At 64.2% G+C, this 20,029-nt stretch carries 27 protein-coding genes; all 27 read right to left on the bottom strand.

Going from position 1 to position 20,029, the window contains the following annotated elements:
• Positions 1–369: 369 nt before the first annotated feature.
• Positions 370–1,164 carry a twin-arginine translocase subunit TatC gene (gene tatC, locus ACK543_RS13865; RefSeq protein WP_409943432.1) on the bottom strand — a complete coding sequence of 265 codons (795 nt, stop codon included), beginning with the start codon at positions 1,162–1,164 and terminating at the stop codon, positions 370–372.
• Positions 1,165–1,253: 89 nt separating this feature from the next.
• On the bottom strand, positions 1,254–1,715 hold the full coding sequence (gene tatB, locus ACK543_RS13860; RefSeq protein WP_409943431.1) for a Sec-independent protein translocase protein TatB: 462 nt from the start codon (positions 1,713–1,715) through the stop codon (positions 1,254–1,256).
• Between the two features lie 69 nt (positions 1,716–1,784).
• On the bottom strand, positions 1,785–2,024 hold the full coding sequence (gene tatA / locus ACK543_RS13855) for a Sec-independent protein translocase subunit TatA (protein ID WP_409943430.1): 240 nt from the start codon (positions 2,022–2,024) through the stop codon (positions 1,785–1,787).
• Positions 2,025–2,129: 105 nt separating this feature from the next.
• On the bottom strand, positions 2,130–2,486 hold the full coding sequence (locus ACK543_RS13850; protein WP_409943429.1) for a histidine triad nucleotide-binding protein: 357 nt from the start codon (positions 2,484–2,486) through the stop codon (positions 2,130–2,132).
• A 54-nt stretch (positions 2,487–2,540) separates the two neighbouring features.
• On the bottom strand, positions 2,541–2,927 hold the full coding sequence (locus ACK543_RS13845; protein ID WP_409943428.1) for a DUF4870 family protein: 387 nt from the start codon (positions 2,925–2,927) through the stop codon (positions 2,541–2,543).
• Positions 2,924–3,301: a phosphoribosyl-ATP diphosphatase gene (locus tag ACK543_RS13840; RefSeq protein ID WP_409943427.1), complete on the bottom strand. Its 378-nt coding sequence runs from the start codon at positions 3,299–3,301 to the stop codon at positions 2,924–2,926. Before ACK543_RS13840 ends, ACK543_RS13845 begins: the two co-directional genes overlap by 4 nt.
• 5 nt (positions 3,302–3,306) lie before the next feature.
• Positions 3,307–3,705: a phosphoribosyl-AMP cyclohydrolase gene (hisI, locus tag ACK543_RS13835; protein WP_409943426.1), complete on the bottom strand. Its 399-nt coding sequence runs from the start codon at positions 3,703–3,705 to the stop codon at positions 3,307–3,309.
• Positions 3,706–3,861: 156 nt separating this feature from the next.
• Positions 3,862–4,662 carry an imidazole glycerol phosphate synthase subunit HisF gene (hisF, locus tag ACK543_RS13830; protein WP_409943425.1) on the bottom strand — a complete coding sequence of 267 codons (801 nt, stop codon included), beginning with the start codon at positions 4,660–4,662 and terminating at the stop codon, positions 3,862–3,864.
• 130 nt (positions 4,663–4,792) lie between these two features.
• Positions 4,793–5,806, bottom strand: a complete 1,014-nt coding sequence (galE, locus tag ACK543_RS13825; RefSeq protein WP_409943424.1) for a UDP-glucose 4-epimerase GalE — start codon at positions 5,804–5,806, stop codon at positions 4,793–4,795.
• Positions 5,807–6,080: 274 nt separating this feature from the next.
• Entirely contained in the window at positions 6,081–6,827 is a 747-nt protein-coding gene (gene hisA, locus ACK543_RS13820; protein ID WP_409943423.1) for a 1-(5-phosphoribosyl)-5-[(5-phosphoribosylamino)methylideneamino]imidazole-4-carboxamide isomerase, read from the bottom strand.
• 65 nt (positions 6,828–6,892) lie between these two features.
• Positions 6,893–7,570, bottom strand: a complete 678-nt coding sequence (gene hisH, locus ACK543_RS13815) for an imidazole glycerol phosphate synthase subunit HisH (RefSeq protein ID WP_409943422.1) — start codon at positions 7,568–7,570, stop codon at positions 6,893–6,895.
• A gap of 50 nt (positions 7,571–7,620) precedes the next feature.
• Positions 7,621–8,259 carry an imidazoleglycerol-phosphate dehydratase HisB gene (hisB, locus tag ACK543_RS13810; protein WP_409943421.1) on the bottom strand — a complete coding sequence of 213 codons (639 nt, stop codon included), beginning with the start codon at positions 8,257–8,259 and terminating at the stop codon, positions 7,621–7,623.
• Positions 8,256–9,374: a histidinol-phosphate transaminase gene (hisC, locus tag ACK543_RS13805; protein WP_409943420.1), complete on the bottom strand. Its 1,119-nt coding sequence runs from the start codon at positions 9,372–9,374 to the stop codon at positions 8,256–8,258. Before hisC ends, hisB begins: the two co-directional genes overlap by 4 nt.
• Entirely contained in the window at positions 9,371–9,823 is a 453-nt protein-coding gene (locus tag ACK543_RS13800; RefSeq protein ID WP_409943419.1) for a PIN domain-containing protein, read from the bottom strand. The genes hisC and ACK543_RS13800 overlap by 4 nt, the downstream gene beginning before the upstream one ends.
• A gap of 14 nt (positions 9,824–9,837) precedes the next feature.
• A complete protein-coding gene (locus ACK543_RS13795; protein WP_409943418.1) occupies positions 9,838–10,062 on the bottom strand; it encodes a CopG family transcriptional regulator in 225 nt (74 codons plus the stop codon).
• Positions 10,063–10,211: 149 nt separating this feature from the next.
• Positions 10,212–11,585 (bottom strand): histidinol dehydrogenase, encoded by a 1,374-nt coding sequence (gene hisD, locus ACK543_RS13790; RefSeq protein WP_409943417.1) that lies wholly within the window; start codon positions 11,583–11,585, stop codon positions 10,212–10,214.
• Positions 11,586–11,605: 20 nt separating this feature from the next.
• Positions 11,606–12,268, bottom strand: coding sequence for an ATP phosphoribosyltransferase (gene hisG, locus ACK543_RS13785; protein WP_409943416.1), 663 nt, complete (start codon positions 12,266–12,268; stop codon positions 11,606–11,608).
• Entirely contained in the window at positions 12,265–13,539 is a 1,275-nt protein-coding gene (murA, locus tag ACK543_RS13780; RefSeq protein ID WP_409943415.1) for a UDP-N-acetylglucosamine 1-carboxyvinyltransferase, read from the bottom strand. The genes hisG and murA overlap by 4 nt, the downstream gene beginning before the upstream one ends.
• Before the next feature lie 92 nt (positions 13,540–13,631).
• Complete coding sequence (locus tag ACK543_RS13775; RefSeq protein WP_409943414.1) at positions 13,632–13,874, bottom strand: BolA family protein; 243 nt, start codon at positions 13,872–13,874, stop codon at positions 13,632–13,634.
• Position 13,875: 1 nt separating this feature from the next.
• A complete protein-coding gene (locus ACK543_RS13770; protein WP_409943413.1) occupies positions 13,876–14,631 on the bottom strand; it encodes an ABC transporter permease in 756 nt (251 codons plus the stop codon).
• The gene (locus ACK543_RS13765) at positions 14,628–15,566 is read right to left on the bottom strand and encodes an ABC transporter ATP-binding protein (RefSeq protein ID WP_409943412.1); all 939 of its coding nucleotides are present in this window, start codon (positions 15,564–15,566) and stop codon (positions 14,628–14,630) included. The genes ACK543_RS13770 and ACK543_RS13765 overlap by 4 nt, the downstream gene beginning before the upstream one ends.
• A 78-nt stretch (positions 15,567–15,644) precedes the next feature.
• Entirely contained in the window at positions 15,645–15,917 is a 273-nt protein-coding gene (locus ACK543_RS13760) for a lipid asymmetry maintenance protein MlaB (protein ID WP_409943411.1), read from the bottom strand.
• 13 nt (positions 15,918–15,930) lie between these two features.
• Positions 15,931–16,578, bottom strand: coding sequence for a phospholipid-binding protein MlaC (locus ACK543_RS13755; RefSeq protein ID WP_409943410.1), 648 nt, complete (start codon positions 16,576–16,578; stop codon positions 15,931–15,933).
• 49 nt (positions 16,579–16,627) lie between these two features.
• A complete protein-coding gene (locus ACK543_RS13750) occupies positions 16,628–17,446 on the bottom strand; it encodes a VacJ family lipoprotein (protein ID WP_409943409.1) in 819 nt (272 codons plus the stop codon).
• The gene (gene mlaD, locus ACK543_RS13745; RefSeq protein WP_409943408.1) at positions 17,443–17,934 is read right to left on the bottom strand and encodes an outer membrane lipid asymmetry maintenance protein MlaD; all 492 of its coding nucleotides are present in this window, start codon (positions 17,932–17,934) and stop codon (positions 17,443–17,445) included. Before mlaD ends, ACK543_RS13750 begins: the two co-directional genes overlap by 4 nt.
• A 34-nt stretch (positions 17,935–17,968) precedes the next feature.
• Entirely contained in the window at positions 17,969–18,751 is a 783-nt protein-coding gene (gene mlaE / locus ACK543_RS13740) for a lipid asymmetry maintenance ABC transporter permease subunit MlaE (protein WP_409943407.1), read from the bottom strand.
• Positions 18,748–19,566, bottom strand: coding sequence for an ABC transporter ATP-binding protein (locus ACK543_RS13735; protein ID WP_409943406.1), 819 nt, complete (start codon positions 19,564–19,566; stop codon positions 18,748–18,750). The genes mlaE and ACK543_RS13735 overlap by 4 nt, the downstream gene beginning before the upstream one ends.
• Between the last annotated feature and the right edge of the window lie 463 nt (positions 19,567–20,029).

Here is a 20,029-nt window from a genome sequence, read left to right as displayed (position 1 = left end):
GGGGCCGGTGTGCCTGGTTACCACGCCATAGCCTTTTGCAGCACATCAAAGCCCTGGCCAGAGCACTTGGCAGCCCAAAATCAACAGAAAAACTCGCTTCGCTCCGCCTTCGACCAATTGCCGTGAAATATCCGGGCTAGGAGCCTGTCGGACTTGGAGCGTCGAAAGCGAAAATCGGCGAGAGCGAGGACAGTTTTTGCCGAATTTGCAGCCCCATAGCCGAGCTATGGGGCAAAAAGGCGGTTATAAATGGACCGCTGCGTTCGATTTGCAGCCGACGATTTCCAAGTCCGACAGGCTCGTAGCCCAGGCGCTCGTGGTTCGACAACGCGACCGGGCTTGCGCATCACCCGGGCTGATGCATGCACTTCACGACGGTGTCGCCGTTTCCTGCACCTCCTCGGGCGCCTTGGTGTGCTTGATGAAAACCTGGGCGGCCCAGATACCGACCTGGTAGAGAATGCACATCGGTATGGCCAGCGACAGTTGCGAGACCACATCCGGAGGCGTCACGATGGCTGCGATGACAAAAGCAATGACGATGAAGTAGCCACGGAACTCCTTGAGCTTGTCGATCGACACCACTCCCATGCGGGCCAGTACCACCACCGCAATCGGCACCTCAAACGCCAGGCCAAATGCCAGAAACATGGACAGCACGAAGCTCAGGTACGCCTCGATATCAGGCGCGGCCGTGATGCTCTTGGGCGCGAAGCTCTGGATGAACGCAAACACCTGGCCAAACACCAGGTAGTAGCAAAACGCCACGCCCACGAAGAACAGTAACGTGCTGGAAATCACCAGCGGCAGCACGAGCCGCTTTTCATGTGAATACAGGCCGGGTGCCACAAAAGCCCACACCTGCCACAACACAAACGGCAGCGCCAGCAGGAAGGCAGACATCAGCAAAATTTTGAGCGGCACCATGAACGGCGAAATCACCGACGTGGCGATCAGCGTCGCGCCCTTGGGCAAATGGGCCACCAACGGGGCAGCAAGGAAGTCGTACAGCGCGCCCGGCCCGGGGAAGAAAAACAGGATGGCCGCAGCCACACCGATGGCGAGGAACGCCTTGACCATGCGATCGCGCAGCTCCATCAGGTGCTGCACAAACGGCTGTTCGGTACCGGCCAGCTCGTCTTGTTTGGATGGGGTGTCGGACATGTAAATGGCTCGTAGGCGTGAGGTCTACCGCCCGCGCGGCGTGTGGCATGAGCACCATGCAATGCAGGTGCCGCGGGGTGAAACGATGTTCACTTGAATAGCTGGGGGCGGTAGCGGGCCACGCGGGCCGCGCCGGACTGCGCCTTGGTGCGCACACCGCTGCGGGCCTTGTACCACTGGGGCGTGGCCCCGCGCTTGAGTCGCCAGTTCTTGCCAGGGTGGCGGTAAGCGGGCACCACCGCGGGCGGCTCCTGCAGCGGGGTACTGGCCAGCTCGGTCGCCTCGGCCAAGTCACGCTCGAACTCGCTGGCCGTGGTCTGCACGGACTGCTGCACGTCCCGCGCGGCGTTTTCCACCGAATCCTTCATCTTTTTGAGCTCATCGAGCTCCATGGACCGGTTGACCTCAGCCTTGACATCGGACACATAGCGCTGCGCCTTGCCCAGCAGCGTCCCCACGGTGCGGGCCACCCGCGGCAGCTTCTCAGGACCGATGACGATCAGCGCAACGACGCCGATCAGCGCCATTTTGGACAGGCCGATGTCAATCATGGATCAACCTGACGCTGCATGGAATGCGTGCAACGGCAGTCGCTGCGGCAGGCGTGCGGCGCACGCCGGTCAGCTTTTTTGCTTGGCTTCGACATCGATGGTGGTCTTGTCGGCAGCGGTACTGTTGGCCACCTGCGTGGGAGCCGGCGTGGCGGGCGGCGCATCGGCCGAACCGTCCTTCATGCCGTCCTTGAAGCCCTTGACGGCCCCGCCGAGATCCGAGCCCATGTTCTTGAGCTTCTTCGTGCCGAAGACCATGACGACGATCAGCAGCACGATCAGCCAGTGCCAGATGGAAAAAGAACCCATGGAATATCTCCTGATGAATGACGGCCATTTTAGACGGGGCGGGAAAGACGTTCCGTAACCGGGCCAAAGACGTACGCGGCCACGATTGCGTCGCGTCAGCCTTGGTCAGCCTTTGAGCCAGGGACGCGGCCCGCCCATCACGTGCAGGTGCAGATGATGAATTTCCTGCCCGCCTTCAAGCCCCGTGTTTACCACGACGCGAAAGCCTCCCTCGGGGTATGGGTTGCAGCCCTGCTCGAGCGCCAGCCGCGGTGCCAGCGCCATCATGCGCCCGAGCACGGCGGCGTGCGCGTCAGTGACCTGCGCCATCGAAGGGATATGGAGCTTGGGAACCATGAGGAAATGCACCGGCGCCCAGGGATGGATGTCGTGGAAGGCGAAAATTTCTTCGTCTTCATAGACTTTTCGCGAAGGAATCTGGCCCGCGATGATCTTGCAGAAAAGGCAGTTCGGATCGTGCATGAGAAGATCAGGACAAGGTTGGACACCCATCGCGGTGATGCGTCATCTGAGCCTTCAGGCATCCACCGCCCGGCTCTGGTTCATGGCCACCATGCCGCGAATGATGCGGTACAGGAACCACAGCGAGATGAGGCCCCAGGCAATCCAGCCCGGCAAAAGAAACAACAGCCACAGCGGCGCAGTGACCACGTACAGCACACCCGCCCAGATCACCGAGCGGATGCGCCATGAAAAGTGGCTGGCCTGCCAGGTGCCCTCGGCGTCGTGCTTCTTGACCAGATCAAGCACCAGCGCCACCAGCAGCAGCACCGCGCCGGGCTGCGCGCCGGGGATGACGGCACCGACCGCCACGATCAGGTGCAGCAGGTAGCTGATCCAGCCGATGGTGTTGAGCGCTTCGGCCCTGCGGTCGTTGGCGTTCAGATCGGAGAGGTCGCTCATGGGGCCGTGCCCTCGCTGGCTGAGCGCGCAACGGCCTTGCGCAGGGCTTTCTCCTCGATGCCGCTGGTGCCTTCACGGCGTTCCAGTTCGGCCACCACATCGGCGGGCGACAACCCGTAATGGGCCAGCGCCACCATCGAATGGAACCACAGGTCGGCGACCTCATAGACGAGCTTGGAGGCGTCGGCCCCATGGTCCACATCCTTGGCTGCCATCACGACCTCGGTCGCCTCCTCGCCGATCTTCTTGAGGAAGGCATCGGGCCCCTTGTGCAACAGGCGGGAGACGTAGCTCGTCTGCGGATCGCCGCCGTTGGCCGGTTTGCGGCTTTCGATGACGGCCGCAAGGCGGGCGAGAGAATCGTTGGAGCTCATGCGCTTTACTTGTAGATGGATTCAGGGTCTTTCAAGACCGGATCGACGCTGCGCCAGGCACCCTCCTTGAGGACACTGAAAAAGCAGCTGTGGCGACCGGTGTGGCAGGCGATGCCCGGTTCATGGCCGAGCTGTGTCACCTTGAGCAGCACCACGTCGTTGTCGCAGTCCAGGCGGATCTCGTGCACGGTCTGCACATGGCCCGACTCCTCGCCCTTGAACCAAAGCTTCTTGCGCGAGCGGCTGAAGTACACCGCACGCCCCAGCTCCGCCGTCTTTTCCAGGGCTTCGCGGTTCATCCACGCAAACATCAGCACGTCGCCACTACCCTGTTCCTGCGCGATGACGGGCACCAGGCCCTGATCATCCCATTTCACTTCGTTGAGCCAGTTCATGGCAAGCATTGTCGGCGATTTGCGCTGGCGTTCCGGGGGGGCAGCGTGGGCGTACACCAGGCAGGGGCGCGGGACCCCAAAAAAAAGAGAAAAATAAGCGACCGCCGCGCGACCACATTCACCTGATAGCTATTATTTTTATAGCATACCTCCCCACTACAGCGCTCAAAGCCGGACGGGTATGCCCCGCGCCGCCATGTGCTGCTTGGTCTGGGCCACCGTGAACTCCCCATAGTGGAAGATGCTGGCTGCCAGCACCGCGTCGGCACCGCCGAGCTGGATGCCGTCGGCAAGGTGGTCCAGCGTGCCGACGCCGCCCGAGGCAATCACGGGAACGTCCACCGCGTCGGTCACGGCGCGCGTCAACGCCAGGTCGAAACCCGATTTGGTGCCGTCCCGGTCCATGCTGGTCAGCAGGATCTCGCCCGCGCCGCGCCGCGCCATCTGCGTGGCCCAGGCCACCGCATCCAGGCCCGTGTTCTTGCGGCCGCCATGGCTGTACACATCCCAACCGGCCCCCACGGGCTGCCCATCCGGGCCCGGTCGCAGGGCATCTTCCGCGCTGCGGCGTTTGGCGTCGATGGCAACCACGATGCACTGCGCGCCGTAGCGCTCCGATGCTGCGTTGATGACATCCGGGTTGGCAATGGCGGCCGAGTTGAAACTCGTCTTGTCGGCACCCGCGTTGAGCAGGCGGCGCACATCCTCGACGGTGCGCACGCCGCCACCCACCGTCAGGGGAATGAACACCTGGCTGGCCACGGCCTCGATGATGTGCAGGATCAGGTCGCGGCCGTCGCTGGTGGCTGTGATGTCCAGAAACGTGAGCTCGTCAGCGCCCTGTGCGTTGTAGCGCGCCGCGATTTCGACCGGATCACCGGCATCACGGAGTTCGACGAAGTTGACACCCTTGACGACGCGACCTCCGGTGACGTCAAGACAGGGAATGATGCGTTTGGCAAGCATGGCACGTGAAGGTAGAGGGGGCTTGGAAAACTGCTTTTGGCGAGCCTGGTGGCCTGCCGCAGCGTGAGCGACTTCGAGGTCGCACTGGTATCCATTGTCCCACTGCGGCGAGGGCGCCTGCAGCGGAAGATCAGTCCTGCAGTTGGGCAGCGGTACCGCTTTGCCAGCGCCAGGCGTCCTGGCACATCCGATCGATACCGTGGCGGGCGCGCCAGCCCAGCAACTGTTCGGCCAGGGCCGGGTCCGCCCAGCACTGCGCCACGTCGCCGGCGCGGCGCGCTACCACGTCATACGGTACCGGGCGACCGCTGGCACGCTCGAATGCGCGCACCATCTCCAGCACCGATGCGGGCTTGCCCGTGCCCAGGTTGACGGTCAGCAACCCTGCGTGGTCACGCAGGTACCTCAGCGCCGCCACATGGCCGTCTGCCAGGTCGCACACATGGATGTAGTCGCGCACGCCGGTACCGTCGGGCGTGGGGTAGTCGCCACCGAAGACCCTCAGCCGCTCGCGCACACCGGTCGCCACCTGCGCCACATAGGGCAGCAGGTTGTTGGGCACGTCGCGCGGGTCTTCGCCGATCAGGCCGCTCTCGTGCGCGCCCACCGGGTTGAAATAGCGCAGGCGGGCAATATGCCATGCGCCGGGTTCTGCGGTGTCGATATCGGCCAGCATCTGCTCCATCATCAGTTTGCTGGCACCGTACGGGTTCTGGGCAGACAGCGGAAAACCCTCCCGGATGGGAACCGAGGCCGGTTCGCCATACACCGTGGCCGACGACGAAAACACCAGCGTGCGCACCGCGCACCGCTGCATGGCGCGCAACAGGCTGACCGTGCCCGCCACGTTGTTGTCGTAGTAGCGAAGAGGGTCGCGCACCGACTCACCCACCGCCTTGAGCGCCGCAAAATGGATCACCGCATCCACCGCGTACTGTTGCAACACGCTGGCGATCAACCCCGCATCGCGCACATCACCTTCGACACACGCCACCGGCGCGCCGGTGATGCGCGCCAGGCGCTCCAGGACCGAACGTCGGCTGTTGCAAAAATTATCGAGAACCACAAAGGGCATGCGCGCAGCGGCCAGGGCCACGCAGGTGTGCGATCCGATGAAGCCCGCGCCTCCGGTGACCAAAATCACTGCAACACCTTCCGCAAGATTGATCGCGCGGGCCTGCGCTGCGCCGGACGATCCGCGCAGAGCCCCTGGGCAATCCGCCCGGGCGGCAGGGATGTGCGCACGGCACGCATCGTCAACACGGGCACAGCCTCGCACGCCAGCCCGCTGCGCGGGCGGGGGCATGGGCGTGCGCTGGGGAGCACAAAAGAGGCAAAAGACGCAAAAGAGGCATCTGGGCTGGCGTCATGGATCCCCGCGATCATCCCCAGGCGACAGCGGCTGCCGGTGCCGGGGATCAGGCCTTGTCCACGAGTTCGTCGGCGCGGGCCTGCGCTGCCGCAAAGTCCAGGTCCCCGCTGTAGATGGCGCGGCCACAGATCACGCCCTCGACGCCCTCGCTCTCCACCGCGCACAGCCGCTCGATGTCGGCCATGTTCGACAGGCCTCCCGAGGCAATGACAGGAATGCTGAGCGCCTGGGCCAGATTGACGGTTGCATCGATGTTGATGCCCGAGAGCATGCCATCACGGCCGATGTCGGTGTAGATGATGGATTCGACGCCCCAGTCCTCGAACTTCTTGGCCAGGTCCACCACCTCGTGGCCGGTGAGTTTGCTCCAGCCGTCGGTGGCCACCTTGCCGTCCTTGGCATCCAGGCCGACGATGATGTGGCCGCCGAAGGCACTGCACGCGTCCTTGAGGAAGCCGGGGTTCTTCACCGCTGCCGTGCCGATGATCACGTAACGCAGGCCGCCGTCGATGTACCGCTCGATGGTGTCCAGGTCACGGATGCCCCCGCCAAGCTGCACTGGAATGTCGTCTCCCACTTCCTTGAGGATCGACTTGATGGCGCTAAAGTTTTTGGGCATGCCCGCGAAGGCACCATTCAAATCCACCAGGTGCAGGCGGCGCGCACCGGCATCGAGCCACTTGCGCGCCATGGCGGCCGGGTCTTCACCAAACGTGGTGGATTGGTCCATATCGCCTTGCTTGAGGCGAACACAGTGGCCGTCCTTGAGGTCGATGGCGGGAATGAGCAGCATGATGGTGAAGTTCGGGGGAATAGGGCGAGTCTCGGCTCGGCCCGAACGGGGTTGGGAAAACGGTGTCAGGGGTTCCAGTGCAAAAAGTTGCGGTACAGGGCCAGGCCATGCTCCGCGCTTTTTTCCGGGTGAAACTGGGTTGCAAAAATATTATCGCGCGCAATGGCCGAGGCGAACAGGCCACCGTAGTCCGTCTGGCCCGCGCAATGCGCCGCGTCTTGCGGCAACGCATAAAAGCTGTGCACGAAATAGAAATAGCTGTTGTCCGGCACGCCAGCCCACACCGGATGCACACGGCCACCGTGCGGCACCTGGCGGACCTGGTTCCAGCCCATTTGCGGCACCTTGAAGCGGCTGCCGTCGGGCTGGATTTTGCCGGCCAGGTCGAACTTGAGCACCTGGCCATGGATGAGCCCCAGGCCGGGCGTGCCGCCGTTGGGGCCCTCGGCGCTGTGGTCCAGCAGCATCTGCATGCCCACACACACGCCAAAGAGCGGCTTGGCCGCAGCGGCTTCCAGCACCGACTCCTTCAGCCCCGATTCGGCCAGCTCCCGCATGCAGTCGGGCATGGCGCCCTGCCCTGGCAGCACGATGCGCGCTGCGGCCCGCACGTCCTCGGGACGCGAGGTCACCACCACCGTCCAGCCCGTGCCCTGGGCAGCGTGCTCCACGGCCTGCGACACCGAGCGCAGGTTGCCCATGCCGTAGTCCACCACGGCGACGGTTTTTGCTTCTATATTCATAGCTACCAGCGCTTATCAATCAAGCGTAGGCGCCCGATTGGACATCAACATCACAGGGAACCCTTGGTCGAGGGTATGACACCGGCCGAGCGCGGGTCGCGCTCCAGCGCCGCACGCAGCGTGCGCCCAAAGGCCTTGAAGATGGTCTCGCACTGGTGGTGGGCGTTGACCCCCTTGAGGTTGTCGATGTGCAGCGTGACGCCCGCATGGTTCACAAAGCCCTGAAAGAACTCGTAGACCAGTTGCGTGTCGAGCTGACCGATGCTGCCGGACGAGAACGTCACGTCCATGTGCAGGCCGGGCCGGCCCGAAAAATCGACCACCACGCGCGAGAGCGCTTCATCCAGCGGCACATAGGCGTGGCCGTAGCGGCGGATGCCCTTTTTGTCGCCCACGGCACGCGCAAACGCCTGGCCCAGGGTGATGCCCACGTCTTCCACCGTGTGGTGGCCGTCGATGTGCAGGTCGCCCTCGCAGTCAATGTCCAGATCGATCAGCCCGTGGCGGGCGATCTGGTCGAGCATGTGGTCAAAAAAACCGATGCCCGTTTGCAGCTTGGCCTGGCCGGTGCCGTCCAGGTTGATGCGAACGCGGATGCGCGTTTCAGCGGTGTTGCGGCTGACCTCGGCGATGCGGTCGGCCATCGGGTCGGCCGATGGGGCGGAGGGAACGAGTGCGGAGGACATCATAGGGAAGCTTGGAGTGCGGCCAGCATCTGTGCGTTGTCTTGGGCATTGCCTACCGTCAGGCGCAGGCAGTTGGCCAGCAAAGAGTGCATTGTAGAAACGTTCTTGATGAGCACCCTGCGGTTTTTCATGCCTTCGTAGACCTTGGCGGAATCTGCCACACGGATCAGCACCATGTTGGCCTCGCTGTCCCAGCATTTTTCGATGCCCGGCATCTGGCGCAGGGCCGCGACAAGCGTGGCGCGCTCGGCACGGATTTCGGCCGCCTGGGCGGCAAACACGTCGGCGTGCTCCAGTGCACACAGCGCGGCCTCGGCGTTGAGCACGCTCACGTTGTAGGGCGGGCGGACCTTGTCGATCTCGCCCACCAGCGCCTCTGGCCCGATCAGGTAGCCCAGGCGCACACCTGCCAGGCCAAACTTGCTGAGCGTGCGCATGAGCAGCACATGGGCGTTGCGGTCTGGTTCGGCGCGCATGCGGTCGATCCAGGTGCGGCTGGCAAACGGCTGGTAGGCCTCGTCCATCACCACGATGCCGCCCTGCGCACCCGCGGCGTCGATGATGCGCTGCACGGCCCCTTCATCCCACAGCGTGGCCGTGGGGTTGTTGGGGTAGGCAATGTAGGTGATGGCGGGCCGGTGCTGCACCATGGCCGCCAGCATGGCGGGCTCATCGAGCTCAAAGTCGGGCGTGAGGGGCACGCCGACAAAGTCCAGGCCCTGCAACTGGGCCGACAACGGATACATCACAAAACCAGGCATGGGCGAGAGCATGGTGGCGCGCTCGCCCGTGCCGGGCCGCGCGCAGGCCAGCGCCAGCAGGGTGATGAGCTCGTCCGAGCCGTTGCCCAGCACGATGCCGCAGCCCTCGGGCATACCTGCATACCGGGCCAGGGCCGCCTTCAGGTCCTGCATCCGGTCGCCGGGGTAGCGGTTGAGCGCCAATGCGCCCAGGCGCTGGCCCAGGGCTGCCTGCAGCTGCGCGGGCAGCGGGAACGGGTTTTCCATGGCGTCCATCTTGAGCATGCCTGCAGACGGCTGCACAACATACGAGTGCATGGCCCGCACATCCGGGCGGATTCGGGCCAGGGCCTGGAGAAGCAGCGGCGATGCGGTCATTCGGCGGTATCCAGTTCAGAGGGGGCGACAAGGAAAGGGTCGATGGGCCGCACGGCGTCCAACGGGACGTTGTGCGGCAACGCTTGGGTCAGCAGGTAGCGGCAGCCCTGCTGGTGGGCGGACGACAGGATGAGCGCGTCCCAGTAGCCCAGCCCGTAGCGGTCTTGCAGGTCCCAGGCCCCGTCCACGGTGTAGGCATCCAGGTGGGGCGGCATCCACACGCGCAGGCGCCGCACCTGGGCGCGCACCTGCTGCAGCACATGCGAGCCGTCAAAACGATGGATGGCCTGGTTGTAGAGTTCGTTGAGCACCTGCGAGCTGAGGCGGCCGCTGCGGGTGTGCCAGCAAAAGCTGATCCATTCGCGGGCACGGGCCTGGTGGACCAGATCGCGGTCGTCCACGCTGGCCAGCAGGATTTCGGTATCGACAAAGATGGGGGCGGTGGCCATGCGTTGCGCTCGGTTCAGCGCAGAAACAGGGTTTCGCGCGGCACATAAGGCCCGCTGGAGGCGCCCCAGGACTCAAACCCCAGCGCCTCGCGCATGGCCTGGGCGTAGGCGTCTTCCTGCCGCATCTTTTCCGCCAGCCATTCGCCCAGCAGGCGCGACACGCTGCTGCCGCGCCGCGCGGCCTCGACCCGCACCCATTCGGCAACGGCGTCGTCCATGGTCACGGTGATGTTTTTCATGAACCGCATATTACACGAAGTTCGTGCTACACGAAGTTCGTGTAAACCACCGGGACACATGGGGCGGCAGCCGTCACAGCAGGACATCCCGGCAAAGGGCCGGGCACACGCAGACCCGGTGCGGCGGGACGCAGCAGTGGCGGGGCCGCTCAACCCCGCTTGTGCAGCCGCATCTCGGCCGCCTGCGCGTGGGCCTGCAGGCCCTCTCCGTACGCCAACTCGGCGGCAATCTTGCCCAGCACCTGGGCACCGGCCTCGCTCACCTCGATGATGCTGCTGCGCTTTTGGAAGTCATACACACCCAGGGGCGACGAAAAGCGTGCCGTGCCGCTGGTGGGCAGCACGTGGTTGGGCCCGGCGCAATAGTCGCCCAGGCTCTCGGAGGTGTAGGCCCCCAAAAAGATCGCGCCCGCGTGGCGCAGCAGCGGCTCCCAGCGGTGCGGGTCGGTACTGCTCACTTCCAGGTGTTCAGGAGCAATGCGGTTGCTGATGGCGCAGGCCTCTTCCATGTCCTTGGTCAGGATCAGCGCGCCGCGGCCCGTGAGGCTTTTGGCGATGATCTCGGCGCGCGGCATGGTGGGCAGCAGGCGGTCGATTTCGCGCTGCACGGCGTCCAGGTAGGCGACATCCGGGCACAGCAAAATGGACTGGGCCAGTTCATCGTGTTCGGCCTGACTGAACAGGTCCATGGCCACCCAGTCGGGCGGCGTGGTGCCGTCGGCCAGCACCAGAATTTCGCTGGGGCCCGCAATCATGTCGATGCCCACGGTGCCAAATACGCGCTTTTTAGCGCTGGCCACGTAGGCGTTGCCAGGGCCGGTGATCTTGTCCACCTTGGGCACCGTCTGCGTGCCGTAGGCCAGCGCCGCCACGGCCTGCGCGCCGCCGATGGTGAAGGCGCGCGTCACGCCGGCCACGTAGGCGGCAGCCAGCACCAGCTCGTTGCGCTCACCCGTAGTCGATGTGCCCTCGCCTGCTCCGCCCGTGGCCACGCTGCCACGCACGGGCGTGGGCACGACCATGATGATTTCCTGCACGCCCGCCACATGGGCCGGGATGGCGTTCATCAGCAGGCTGGAGGGGTAGGCCGCCTTGCCGCCAGGCACGTAGATGCCCACGCGGTCCAGCGGCGTGACTTTCTGGCCCAGCAGGGTGCCGTCTTCGTCGCGGTAGCTCCAGCTCTCGCCCGAGGCCTGTTTTTGCGCCTCGTGGTAGCTGCGCACGCGCTTGGCGGCGGCCTGCAGCGCATCGCGCTGGGCCTGCGGAATCGCGTCAAACGCAGCTTTGAAATCCGCCTGCGTCAGCTCCAGCGCCGCCATGCTGGGCGCTGCAAGACCGTCGAAGCGGGCGGTGTACTCCAGCACGGCGGCGTCGCCGCGCTTTTGCACGTCGGCCAGGATGTCGGCAACGCGGTGCTCGATGGCGGCATCCGTATCGGCAGACCAGTGCAGGCGGGCTGCAAAATCAGCCTCGAACGTGGCCGCAGCGGTGGACAGACGGGCGGGAGAAGCTACCAAAGTCATAGTGTGGCGGGCGGGATGGGTCAGCTCTTGTCGGCGGGAATGGCCGACGCGAAAGCGTCGATGATGCGGCGCAGCGGCTCGCGCTTGAGCTTGAGCGCGGCCTGGTTGACCACCAGCAGCGAGCTGATGTCCATGATGCGCTCAACTTCGACGAGCTTGTTGGCCTTGAGGGTATTGCCGGTGGATACCAGATCGACGATGGCATCGGCCAGGCCCGTCAGCGGGGCCAGTTCCATGCTGCCGTAGAGTTTGACCATGTCGACGTGCACACCCTTGGTGGCAAAAAAGTCCCGCGCAATGGCGGTGTACTTGGTGGCCACCTTCAGGCGCGAGCCCTGCTTGACGGCGCGCTCGTAGTCAAAGTCGTCACGCACGGCCACGCTCACGCGGCACCGGGCAATGCGCAGATCCAGCGGCTGGTACAGGCCCTGGCCGCCGTGCTCGATGAGCGTGTCCTTGCCGGTCACGCCAAGGTCGGCACCGCCGTATTCCACGTACGTGGGCACGTCGGTGGCGCGCACCAGCACCACGCGCACATGGGGCTGGTTGGTGGGCAAGATGAGCTTGCGCGACTTGTCGGGGTCTTCCAGCACCTCGATGCCAGCCGCAGCGAGCAGAGGCAGGGTTTCGTCGAAGATGCGGCCCTTGGAAAGGGCCAGGGTGATCGTCTGGCTGCTGCTCATGCTTTTACCCGTTCGATGTCTGCACCTATGCCGCGCAGCTTGGCCTCCATGCAGTCGTAGCCGCGGTCCAGGTGGTAGATGCGATCGACCACGGTCTCGCCATCGGCCACCAGGCCCGCAATGACCAGGCTGGCCGAGGCCCGCAGGTCGGTGGCCATCACGGTGGCGCCCGACAGGCGCGTCACGCCCTCAATGACCGCGACCTTGCCATCCACCTGGATTTTGGCGCCCAGGCGCACCAGCTCGTTGACGTGCATGAAGCGGTTTTCAAAAATGGTTTCGGTCACCGTAGCTGTGCCCTGAGCAATGCAGTTGAGCGCCATGAACTGGGCCTGCATGTCCGTGGGAAACCCAGGGTATTCGGTGGTGCGAAAGCCCTGCGCCCTGAGCGCCGAACCGCCCTGGCTCTGCACGCGGATCCCGCCCTCCACGGCCTGGACGGTAACCCCGGCCTCGCGCAGCTTTTCAATCACGGCATCCAGGTGGTCGGCGCGGCCATGGCGCAGCACCACATCCCCGCCTGCAGCCGCCACGGCACACAAAAAGGTGCCCGCTTCGATGCGGTCGGCCACCACGCGGTGCGTGCAGCCATGCAGCTTTTCAACGCCCTGGATGCGGATGCGACTGGTGCCGTGGCCTTCAATCTGCGCGCCCATGGCGATCAGCATGTCGGCCAGGTCGCCAATCTCGGGCTCCTGCGCCGCGTTTTCCAGCACCGTCTCGCCTTCGGCCAGCGCGGCCGCCATGAGGAAGTTTTCGGTGCCGGTCACAGTGACCATGTCGGTGGTGATGCGGGCACCCTTCAGGCGCGTTTTGCCCGCGGGCAGCTTGGCGATGATGTAGCCGTGCTCGACAACGATTTCTGCGCCCATGGCAGCCATGCCCTTGATGTGCTGGTCCACAGGGCGCGAGCCAATGGCGCAGCCGCCCGGCAGCGATACCGTGGCCTCACCGAAGCGCGCCAGCAGAGGGCCCAGGGCCAGCACCGATGCGCGCATGGTTTTGACCAGCTCATAGGGGGCTTCGGGCGAGTTCAGCGCGCTGGCGTCAATGCGAACGGTTCCGTCTTCGGAGCGCTCGACGCTCACGCCCATGTTGCGGATCAGCGTGAGCATGGTGCTCACATCCTGCAGCTGGGGCACGTTGCGCAGCGTCACCGGCTGGGCCGTCAGCAATGCTGCACACAGCTGGGGCAGCGCTGCGTTCTTGGCGCCCGATACCAGCACCTCGCCCCGCAGACTGCGCCCGCCACGAATCAGGAGTTTGTCCATCTCACAAGACCAAAATATGAATAAAAATACCGCATCGCGCTTGATCAGCAAGCTCTAGCAGCTATCAAAATAGTAGCAATTCCCGCTTAGGACTATTGCCCCTGCGCAGCCCACTCGGCGGGCGTCAACGTTTTCATCGACAGGGCGTGCACTTCGTCAGTGTGCATCTTGGCACCCAGCGTGGCATACACCCGCTGGTGCCGCTGGATGGCGCGCTTGCCCTCAAACTCGGCAGACACGATGGTGGCATACCAGTGGCGTCCGTCGCCTTCCAGGGTGATGTGCTGGCAGTCCAGGCCGCGGGCAATGATGGCTTTGAGTTCGTCTGCAGTCATGTCAATTCCGAATCTTGTAACCCGTGCGCAGCAGGTGCACCGCCAGCGCGCTCACACCCAGCCAGGCGATGCTCACAATGGCCAGGCTGAGCCAGGGGGAGGTGTCGCTCTGGCCAAAAAAGCCATAGCGAAAACCGTCAATCATGTAGAAAAACGGATTGAGATGGCTGACCGTCTGCCAAAAGGGCGGCAGCGACTGGATGGAATAAAACACCCCCGACAGGAACGTCATCGGAACAATGACGAAGTTCTGGAAGGCAGCCATCTGATCGAACTTGTCAGCCCACAGCCCCGCAATCAGCCCCAGCGTGGCCAGCAAGCCCGCGCCCAGCACGGCAAACGCCACAATCCACAGCGGCGCGGCAAACTCGGGCCTGGCAAACGCCAGCGTGATCACAAACACCCCCAGCCCCACCACCAGCCCGCGCACCACCGAAGAGCCCACATACGCCACAAACCAGGCCCAGTGCGACAGCGGCGTGAGCAGCACGAACACCAGATTGCCCATGATCTTGCTCTGGATCAGGCTCGACGAGCTGTTGGCAAACGCGTTTTGCAGCACGCTCATCATCACCAGGCCGGGCACCAGGAACGCGGTGTAGCTGATGCGGTCATACACCTTGACATGGTCTTCCAGCACATGGCCAAAGATCAACAGGTACAGCACGGCCGTCAGCACCGGCGCGGCCACGGTCTGAAAGCTCACCTTCCAGAAGCGCAGGATTTCCTTGTAGAACAGCGTCTGCCAGCCGGTCATGCCTGCACTCCTGTCGCCGCGAGGTTGGAAGCCGACGCGCCCGACATCACCTGCAGGAACACATCCTCCAGGTCCGGCCGCCGTATCTCCATGTCGTGCACATCCACCCCGGCCACGCGCAAGGCGGCCAGATGGTGTTCGATCTCTGCGGCATCGCGGGCCGGCAGTTGCACGATGCGCCCGGTGACCCGCGCCACCCCCGCCAACGCCGGGGGCAGGGCCGCGTCGGTCTTGAACTGCAAGATGCTGCCCGAGGCCGCCTGCAGCAGCTCGCTGGTGCGGTTGAGCGCCACGATCCGCCCGGCCTTGAGCATGGCAATGCGCCCGCACAGCGCCTCGGCCTCTTCCAGGTAGTGGGTGGTGAGCAGCACGGTGTGGCCCTCCTTGTTCAGGCGGGCCACAAAGTGCCACAGGGTCTGGCGCAGCTCCACATCAACGCCTGCCGTGGGTTCGTCCAGCACGATGATGGGCGGCTTGTGCACCAGCGCCTGCGCCACCAGCACGCGGCGCTTCATGCCGCCCGAGAGCTGCCGCATGTTGGCGTTGGCCTTGTCGGCCAGGCCCAGGTTTTCCAGCAGTTCATCGATCCAGGCATCGTTGTGCTTGACGCCAAAGTAGCCCGACTGGATGCGCAGGGCCTCGCGCACGTTGAAAAACGGGTCAAACACCAGCTCCTGCGGCACCACGCCAAGCTTGCGCCGGGCCTGGGCAAAGTTCGCCTGCACATCGCTGCCTTGCACCAGCACGCGCCCACTGGTGGCGCGCGCCAGGCCCGCCAGAATGCTGATCATGGTGGTCTTGCCAGCCCCGTTCGGCCCGAGCAGCCCGAAGAACTCGCCTTCCTGGATGTCCAAATCCACATGGTGGAGCGCCTGAAAAGGGCCCTTGGGCGTGGCAAAGGTTTTGGATACAGCTTGGAACGAGACGGCGGGCATGAAGACAGCGATTTTACGGCCTTGCCCCACGGCAGGGTGCCTGTGGGGTCGGGTGGCTTGCCCGCACGCGGCGGGGGTTCAGCCCTGTGCAGCGATCAGGTGGCCAATGCCGTAGAGGCCGGCCATGCCGTGCAGCGCCGCGGGCAGCCCCTGCACGGAAAATGACTTGCCGCGGGCCAGCGCCTCACGGCGGCATTCCAGCAGCACGGCAAGTGCCGAACTGTCAAACGCCGCGAGGGCTGTTGCATCCACGATGACCTGCGCCTCACGGTGGGCCTTCAGGCCCTGCAGCAGCATGGCCAGGCATGCCGTGGCCTGCCGGTGGGTGAGTTCGCGCGGGAGCACCAGCATGGCGTGGCCCTGTTCAGCCCCTGGCAGCCGCGTTGGCCTTGTTGCGAGCGGCCAGCGTTTCGATGAGGCCGTCCACACCCTTGGCGTTGATCTCCTGCGCAAACTGGCCGCGGTAGGTTTCCACCAGCCACACGCCAAGCACGTTCAGGTTGTAGATTTTCCAGCCGGTGCCCTCTCCGGGCGTTTTTTCCAGACGGTAGTCCAGCTGGATCGGATCGCCCCGGCCCACGATCTCGGTCCGAACCAGCACATCCTTGTCTTCGGGCGCGGCGCGCAGCGGCTTGACCTGGATGGTCTGGTCAGTGACCTGGGCCAGCGCGCCGGCATAGGTGCGTACCAGCAGGATTTTGAACTCGTCCTGCAGGCGCGCCTGCTGCTCGGGGGTGGCCTGACGCCAAGCTGGCCCTACGGCGGCAGCCGTCATGCGGCGGAAGTTCACGTTGGGCATGACCTTCTGATTCACCAGCGCAATGACCGCAACGAGGTCACCTTTCTTGATCGACGCATCCGACTTGATCGCGCCCAGGATCTCGTTGGAAAGCCGTCGCACCATCGCATCGGGCGCCTCGTCTGCCGCCAACGCACAAAGCGGTCCGGCACATGCCGTGGTGGCCATCAAACCCGCGGCCACACGGCCCAGGTCACGTCGGTTCATCATCATTCGTCCTTAGGGTCAGGGCACAGCCCCATGTCAAAAATCCTGGCGCGGGTCAGCGCAAGGGCGCAGGCTCCTCGGGCAGCATGCCGTCATTGGCGCCACCGCGGTCCTCGCCCTCGGTGCCGCCCTGGGGTTCGCCCGCATGGATGCGTACCTGTAGAAACACATCGCGTGTGAAGCTGTATTTTTCGAGCGCGGCGCTGTCGAGCACCGAACCGGCACGCAGCAGGTTGGCACGCACATCCACCACGCGCAATGCATACAGCGAGTTGCGTGCCGACACGGGGTCTACGTAACGGACGGGGTTGCCCTTGGTATCGATGGGCAGTGCCAGCGCATCACGCACGGTGGAGGGGCCCAGCAGCGGCAGCACAAGATACGGCCCGGTGCCTACGCCCCAGCGTCCCAGCGTCAGACCGAAGTCCTGCCTGTGGCGCTCAATGCCCATCTCGCTGGCAATGTCCAGAATACCGCCCAGCCCCAGAAAGGTATTGACGTTCAAGCGCATGAACGAAGCTGCCGCCGCCTCGCCGCGCAGTTGCAGGGCGTTGTTCACAAACGACCACGCATCGCCCAGATTGGCAAAGAAGTTGCTCACGCCGGTACGCACCGGGCCAGGTACGGCGTCCTGGTAGGCAATCGCCAGGGGTTTGACCAGCATCGCATCGACCTGCTCATTGAAGCTGGTCATGCTGCGGTTGTAGGACTCCAGCGGGTCGCGCGGGTCCGGATTGGCCACCGTGGCGCACCCGCCCAGCAGGGCCAGCCAAAGCGCCAAACCAGCCCAGGCAGCCGCCCGCCACGCCGCTGACACAAAGTGGGGTTGCAGTGCGTGGTGCGATGTCACGCTGTATTTCATGCTAAGGGTCATTTCTTCTCAATACCGGCCCCGGAGGGCTTGCCGCCGTCTTCGGCCTTGCTGAACAAAAATTGTCCGATGAGGTTTTCAAGCACCACGGCCGATTGCGTGGCGGTCACCATGTCGCCTTCGGCCAGGTTCTTGTCGTCGGCACCGGCCTCGATACCGATGTACTGCTCGCCGAGCAGTCCGCTGGTGAGGATCTTCAGAGAGCTGTCCTTGGGGAAAGCGTAGCGTTTTTCCAGCAGCAGCGTCACCCGGGCCTGATAGGTTTTGTCATCAAACGTGATCGACTCCACCCGGCCCACCACAACCCCCGAGCCGCGCACCGCAGCCTGGGCCTTGAGGCCGCCGATGTTGTCAAAGCGGGCCGTGATACGGTAGCCCGACTGGAAGTTGAGGCTCGTGAGGTTGGCAGCCTGCAGCGCCAGAAACACCAGCGCCGCAGCACCCAGCATCACAAAAAGCCCCACCCAAACGTCGTTCTTGGAACGTTGCATTGTCATCTTCCTTGCCGCTGGTCGCTTGCCAGCATCAGATACTGAACATCAGAGCGGTCAGGACGAAGTCCAACGCCAGCACCGCAAGCGATGCCATCACCACGGTGCGCGTGGTGGCGCGCGACACGCCCTCCGGGGTGGGCTTGGCCACATAGCCCTGCAGCAGCGCGACAAACGTCACCGTAAAGCCAAACACCACGCTCTTGATCACGCCATTGCCCAGGTCGCGCCATACATCGACGCCACCCTGCATCTGGCTCCAGAAGGCGCCCGGGTCGATCCCGATCATCAGCACACCGACCACCCAGCCGCCAATCACGCCCACCGCGCTGAACACGGCTGCGAGCAGCGGCATGGTGATCACGCCGGCCCAAAAACGGGGAGCCAGGATGCGGCGCACCGGGTCCACCGCCATCATCTCCATCGCGCTGAGTTGCTCGCCCGCACGCATGAGGCCGATCTCCGCCGTGAGCGAGGTGCCCGCACGCCCTGCGAACAACAGCGCGGCCACCACCGGGCCGAGTTCACGCACCAGCGACAGCGCCACCAGCAGGCCCAGCGCTTCGGAAGAACCATAGCGCTGCAGCGTGTAGTAACCCTGCAGCCCCAGCACAAAGCCCACAAACAGGCCCGACACGGCAATGATGGCCAGCGAATAGTTGCCCAGAAAGTGGATCTGGTCGCGCAGCAGCGCAGGCCGCAAGACCACGGCACCGCCCAGGCGTGTGAGTTGCACGAACAGGCGGGCAGCGCTGCCCATGTCGGCCAACTTCTGTCGCACCGCAAATCCGACATCGGCGGGGTGGTACCAGCTCATCGCGCCCCCATCCCACGCGGGCCGAACTCCACCGCGACATCGTCTGCAGGATAGTGAAACGGCACAGGCCCTGCTGGCAACGCATTCACAAACTGATGCACCAACGGGTCCGGGCTGGCACACACTTCCTCGGGCGTCCCTTGCGCAGCGACGACGCCGGGCCCCAGGATGATCAGATGGTCGGCCAGTCGGAGCGTGGCATCCAGATCGTGCGAGACCACGATGCTGGTCAGACCCATCGCGTCGTTAAGCTGGCGGATGAGCTGGGCCGCGGTGCCCAGCGAGATCGGATCCAGCCCGGCAAAGGGCTCGTCGTACATGACGAGTTCTGGGTCGAGCGCAATGGCGCGCGCCAGCGCCACACGCCGCGCCATGCCGCCCGAGATCTGGCTTGGCATGAGATCGCGGGCGCCCCGCAGCCCCACCGCGTGCAGCTTCATCAGCACGACGTCGCGGATCAGCGCCTCGGACAGGTCGGTGTGTTCGCGCAGGGGAAACGCCACATTGTCAAACACGCTCATGTCCGTGAAAAGCGCCCCGAACTGGAACAGCATCCCCATACGCCGCCGCGCCGCGTACAGGCTGGTCATGTCCATCTGACCCAGGTCCTGCCCATCGAAAAGCACAGCACCCTTTTGGGCACGCTGCTGCCCGCCCATCAGGCGAAGCACCGTGGTCTTTCCACCGCCCGACGCACCCATCAGCGCGGTCACCTTGCCCTTGGGCACCGTCAGGCTGACGTCGCGCAGGATCACTCGGTCGTCATAGGCGAACGTGACATTGCGCAGCTCAGCAAAAACAGGGGGGACGGACATGCAGAAGACGGCGCTTTTAGGATGGGGCTCAGCTGGAATCAAGACCGAAACACCGGTCAACAGCGCGTACGACCGTACTCCGCCCGATGACAGACATTCGTGAATGTCGCCAAAGCCCGCTTCGCGAATTGGGGTTTACTCGCTTGCAAAAGCCTCAATCAAGACTCACTCAAACCGTGATTGTGCCAACAAAGCCACTAGCAGGTAAAAACACGGCTTCAACTCTGCGTGGAAAGCGGCTTTGTCGGAACGAACAGCCCCCCAACCATCCTCAACAGGGGTTACCGGCACCCAGGGCGCTATCTCCAGCCGCCCGATCATCCTAACCCGGATATTTCACCGTCCTCCGTAAAAACGATGACGGCATGGCCCTTTGAGTGCGCGTTTATCGAGGTGTAGAAACTTGATGAACGAGCGAGCCATGCCGAATCCAAACTGTACCGAACAAACTGAACTCGATCTG

This window comes from Acidovorax sp. (genome assembly GCF_046341535.1).
Taxonomy (GTDB): Bacteria; Pseudomonadota; Gammaproteobacteria; order Burkholderiales; family Burkholderiaceae_C; genus Acidovorax.
This window is presented reverse-complemented; position numbering and strand designations above follow the sequence as displayed.

Excerpts from the sequence above, each read along its gene's own strand:
- mlaE (WP_409943407.1), bottom strand. The coding sequence starts at position 18,751 with ATGAGCTGGTACCACCCCGCCGATGTCGGATTTGCGGTGCGACAGAAG.
- ACK543_RS13850 (WP_409943429.1), bottom strand. The coding sequence starts at position 2,486 with ATGCACGATCCGAACTGCCTTTTCTGCAAGATCATCGCGGGCCAGATT.
- hisG (WP_409943416.1), bottom strand. The coding sequence starts at position 12,268 with ATGAGCAGCAGCCAGACGATCACCCTGGCCCTTTCCAAGGGCCGCATC.
- hisI (WP_409943426.1), bottom strand. The coding sequence starts at position 3,705 with ATGCTTGCCATGAACTGGCTCAACGAAGTGAAATGGGATGATCAGGGC.
- mlaD (WP_409943408.1), bottom strand. The coding sequence starts at position 17,934 with ATGCAACGTTCCAAGAACGACGTTTGGGTGGGGCTTTTTGTGATGCTG.
- ACK543_RS13735 (WP_409943406.1), bottom strand. The coding sequence starts at position 19,566 with ATGTCCGTCCCCCCTGTTTTTGCTGAGCTGCGCAATGTCACGTTCGCC.
- ACK543_RS13750 (WP_409943409.1), bottom strand. The coding sequence starts at position 17,446 with ATGACCCTTAGCATGAAATACAGCGTGACATCGCACCACGCACTGCAA.
- hisF (WP_409943425.1), bottom strand. The coding sequence starts at position 4,662 with ATGCTTGCCAAACGCATCATTCCCTGTCTTGACGTCACCGGAGGTCGC.
- tatC (WP_409943432.1), bottom strand. The coding sequence starts at position 1,164 with ATGTCCGACACCCCATCCAAACAAGACGAGCTGGCCGGTACCGAACAG.
- ACK543_RS13795 (WP_409943418.1), bottom strand. The coding sequence starts at position 10,062 with ATGAAAAACATCACCGTGACCATGGACGACGCCGTTGCCGAATGGGTG.
- hisH (WP_409943422.1), bottom strand. The coding sequence starts at position 7,570 with ATGAATATAGAAGCAAAAACCGTCGCCGTGGTGGACTACGGCATGGGC.
- ACK543_RS13845 (WP_409943428.1), bottom strand. The coding sequence starts at position 2,927 with ATGAGCGACCTCTCCGATCTGAACGCCAACGACCGCAGGGCCGAAGCG.
- ACK543_RS13765 (WP_409943412.1), bottom strand. The coding sequence starts at position 15,566 with ATGCCCGCCGTCTCGTTCCAAGCTGTATCCAAAACCTTTGCCACGCCC.
- tatB (WP_409943431.1), bottom strand. The coding sequence starts at position 1,715 with ATGATTGACATCGGCCTGTCCAAAATGGCGCTGATCGGCGTCGTTGCG.
- hisA (WP_409943423.1), bottom strand. The coding sequence starts at position 6,827 with ATGCTGCTCATTCCCGCCATCGACCTCAAGGACGGCCACTGTGTTCGC.
- ACK543_RS13760 (WP_409943411.1), bottom strand. The coding sequence starts at position 15,917 with ATGCTGGTGCTCCCGCGCGAACTCACCCACCGGCAGGCCACGGCATGC.
- ACK543_RS13775 (WP_409943414.1), bottom strand. The coding sequence starts at position 13,874 with ATGACTGCAGACGAACTCAAAGCCATCATTGCCCGCGGCCTGGACTGC.
- murA (WP_409943415.1), bottom strand. The coding sequence starts at position 13,539 with ATGGACAAACTCCTGATTCGTGGCGGGCGCAGTCTGCGGGGCGAGGTG.
- ACK543_RS13840 (WP_409943427.1), bottom strand. The coding sequence starts at position 3,301 with ATGAGCTCCAACGATTCTCTCGCCCGCCTTGCGGCCGTCATCGAAAGC.
- ACK543_RS13800 (WP_409943419.1), bottom strand. The coding sequence starts at position 9,823 with ATGGCCACCGCCCCCATCTTTGTCGATACCGAAATCCTGCTGGCCAGC.
- ACK543_RS13755 (WP_409943410.1), bottom strand. The coding sequence starts at position 16,578 with ATGATGATGAACCGACGTGACCTGGGCCGTGTGGCCGCGGGTTTGATG.
- hisD (WP_409943417.1), bottom strand. The coding sequence starts at position 11,585 with ATGACTTTGGTAGCTTCTCCCGCCCGTCTGTCCACCGCTGCGGCCACG.
- tatA (WP_409943430.1), bottom strand. The coding sequence starts at position 2,024 with ATGGGTTCTTTTTCCATCTGGCACTGGCTGATCGTGCTGCTGATCGTC.
- ACK543_RS13770 (WP_409943413.1), bottom strand. The coding sequence starts at position 14,631 with ATGACCGGCTGGCAGACGCTGTTCTACAAGGAAATCCTGCGCTTCTGG.
- hisB (WP_409943421.1), bottom strand. The coding sequence starts at position 8,259 with ATGATGTCCTCCGCACTCGTTCCCTCCGCCCCATCGGCCGACCCGATG.
- hisC (WP_409943420.1), bottom strand. The coding sequence starts at position 9,374 with ATGACCGCATCGCCGCTGCTTCTCCAGGCCCTGGCCCGAATCCGCCCG.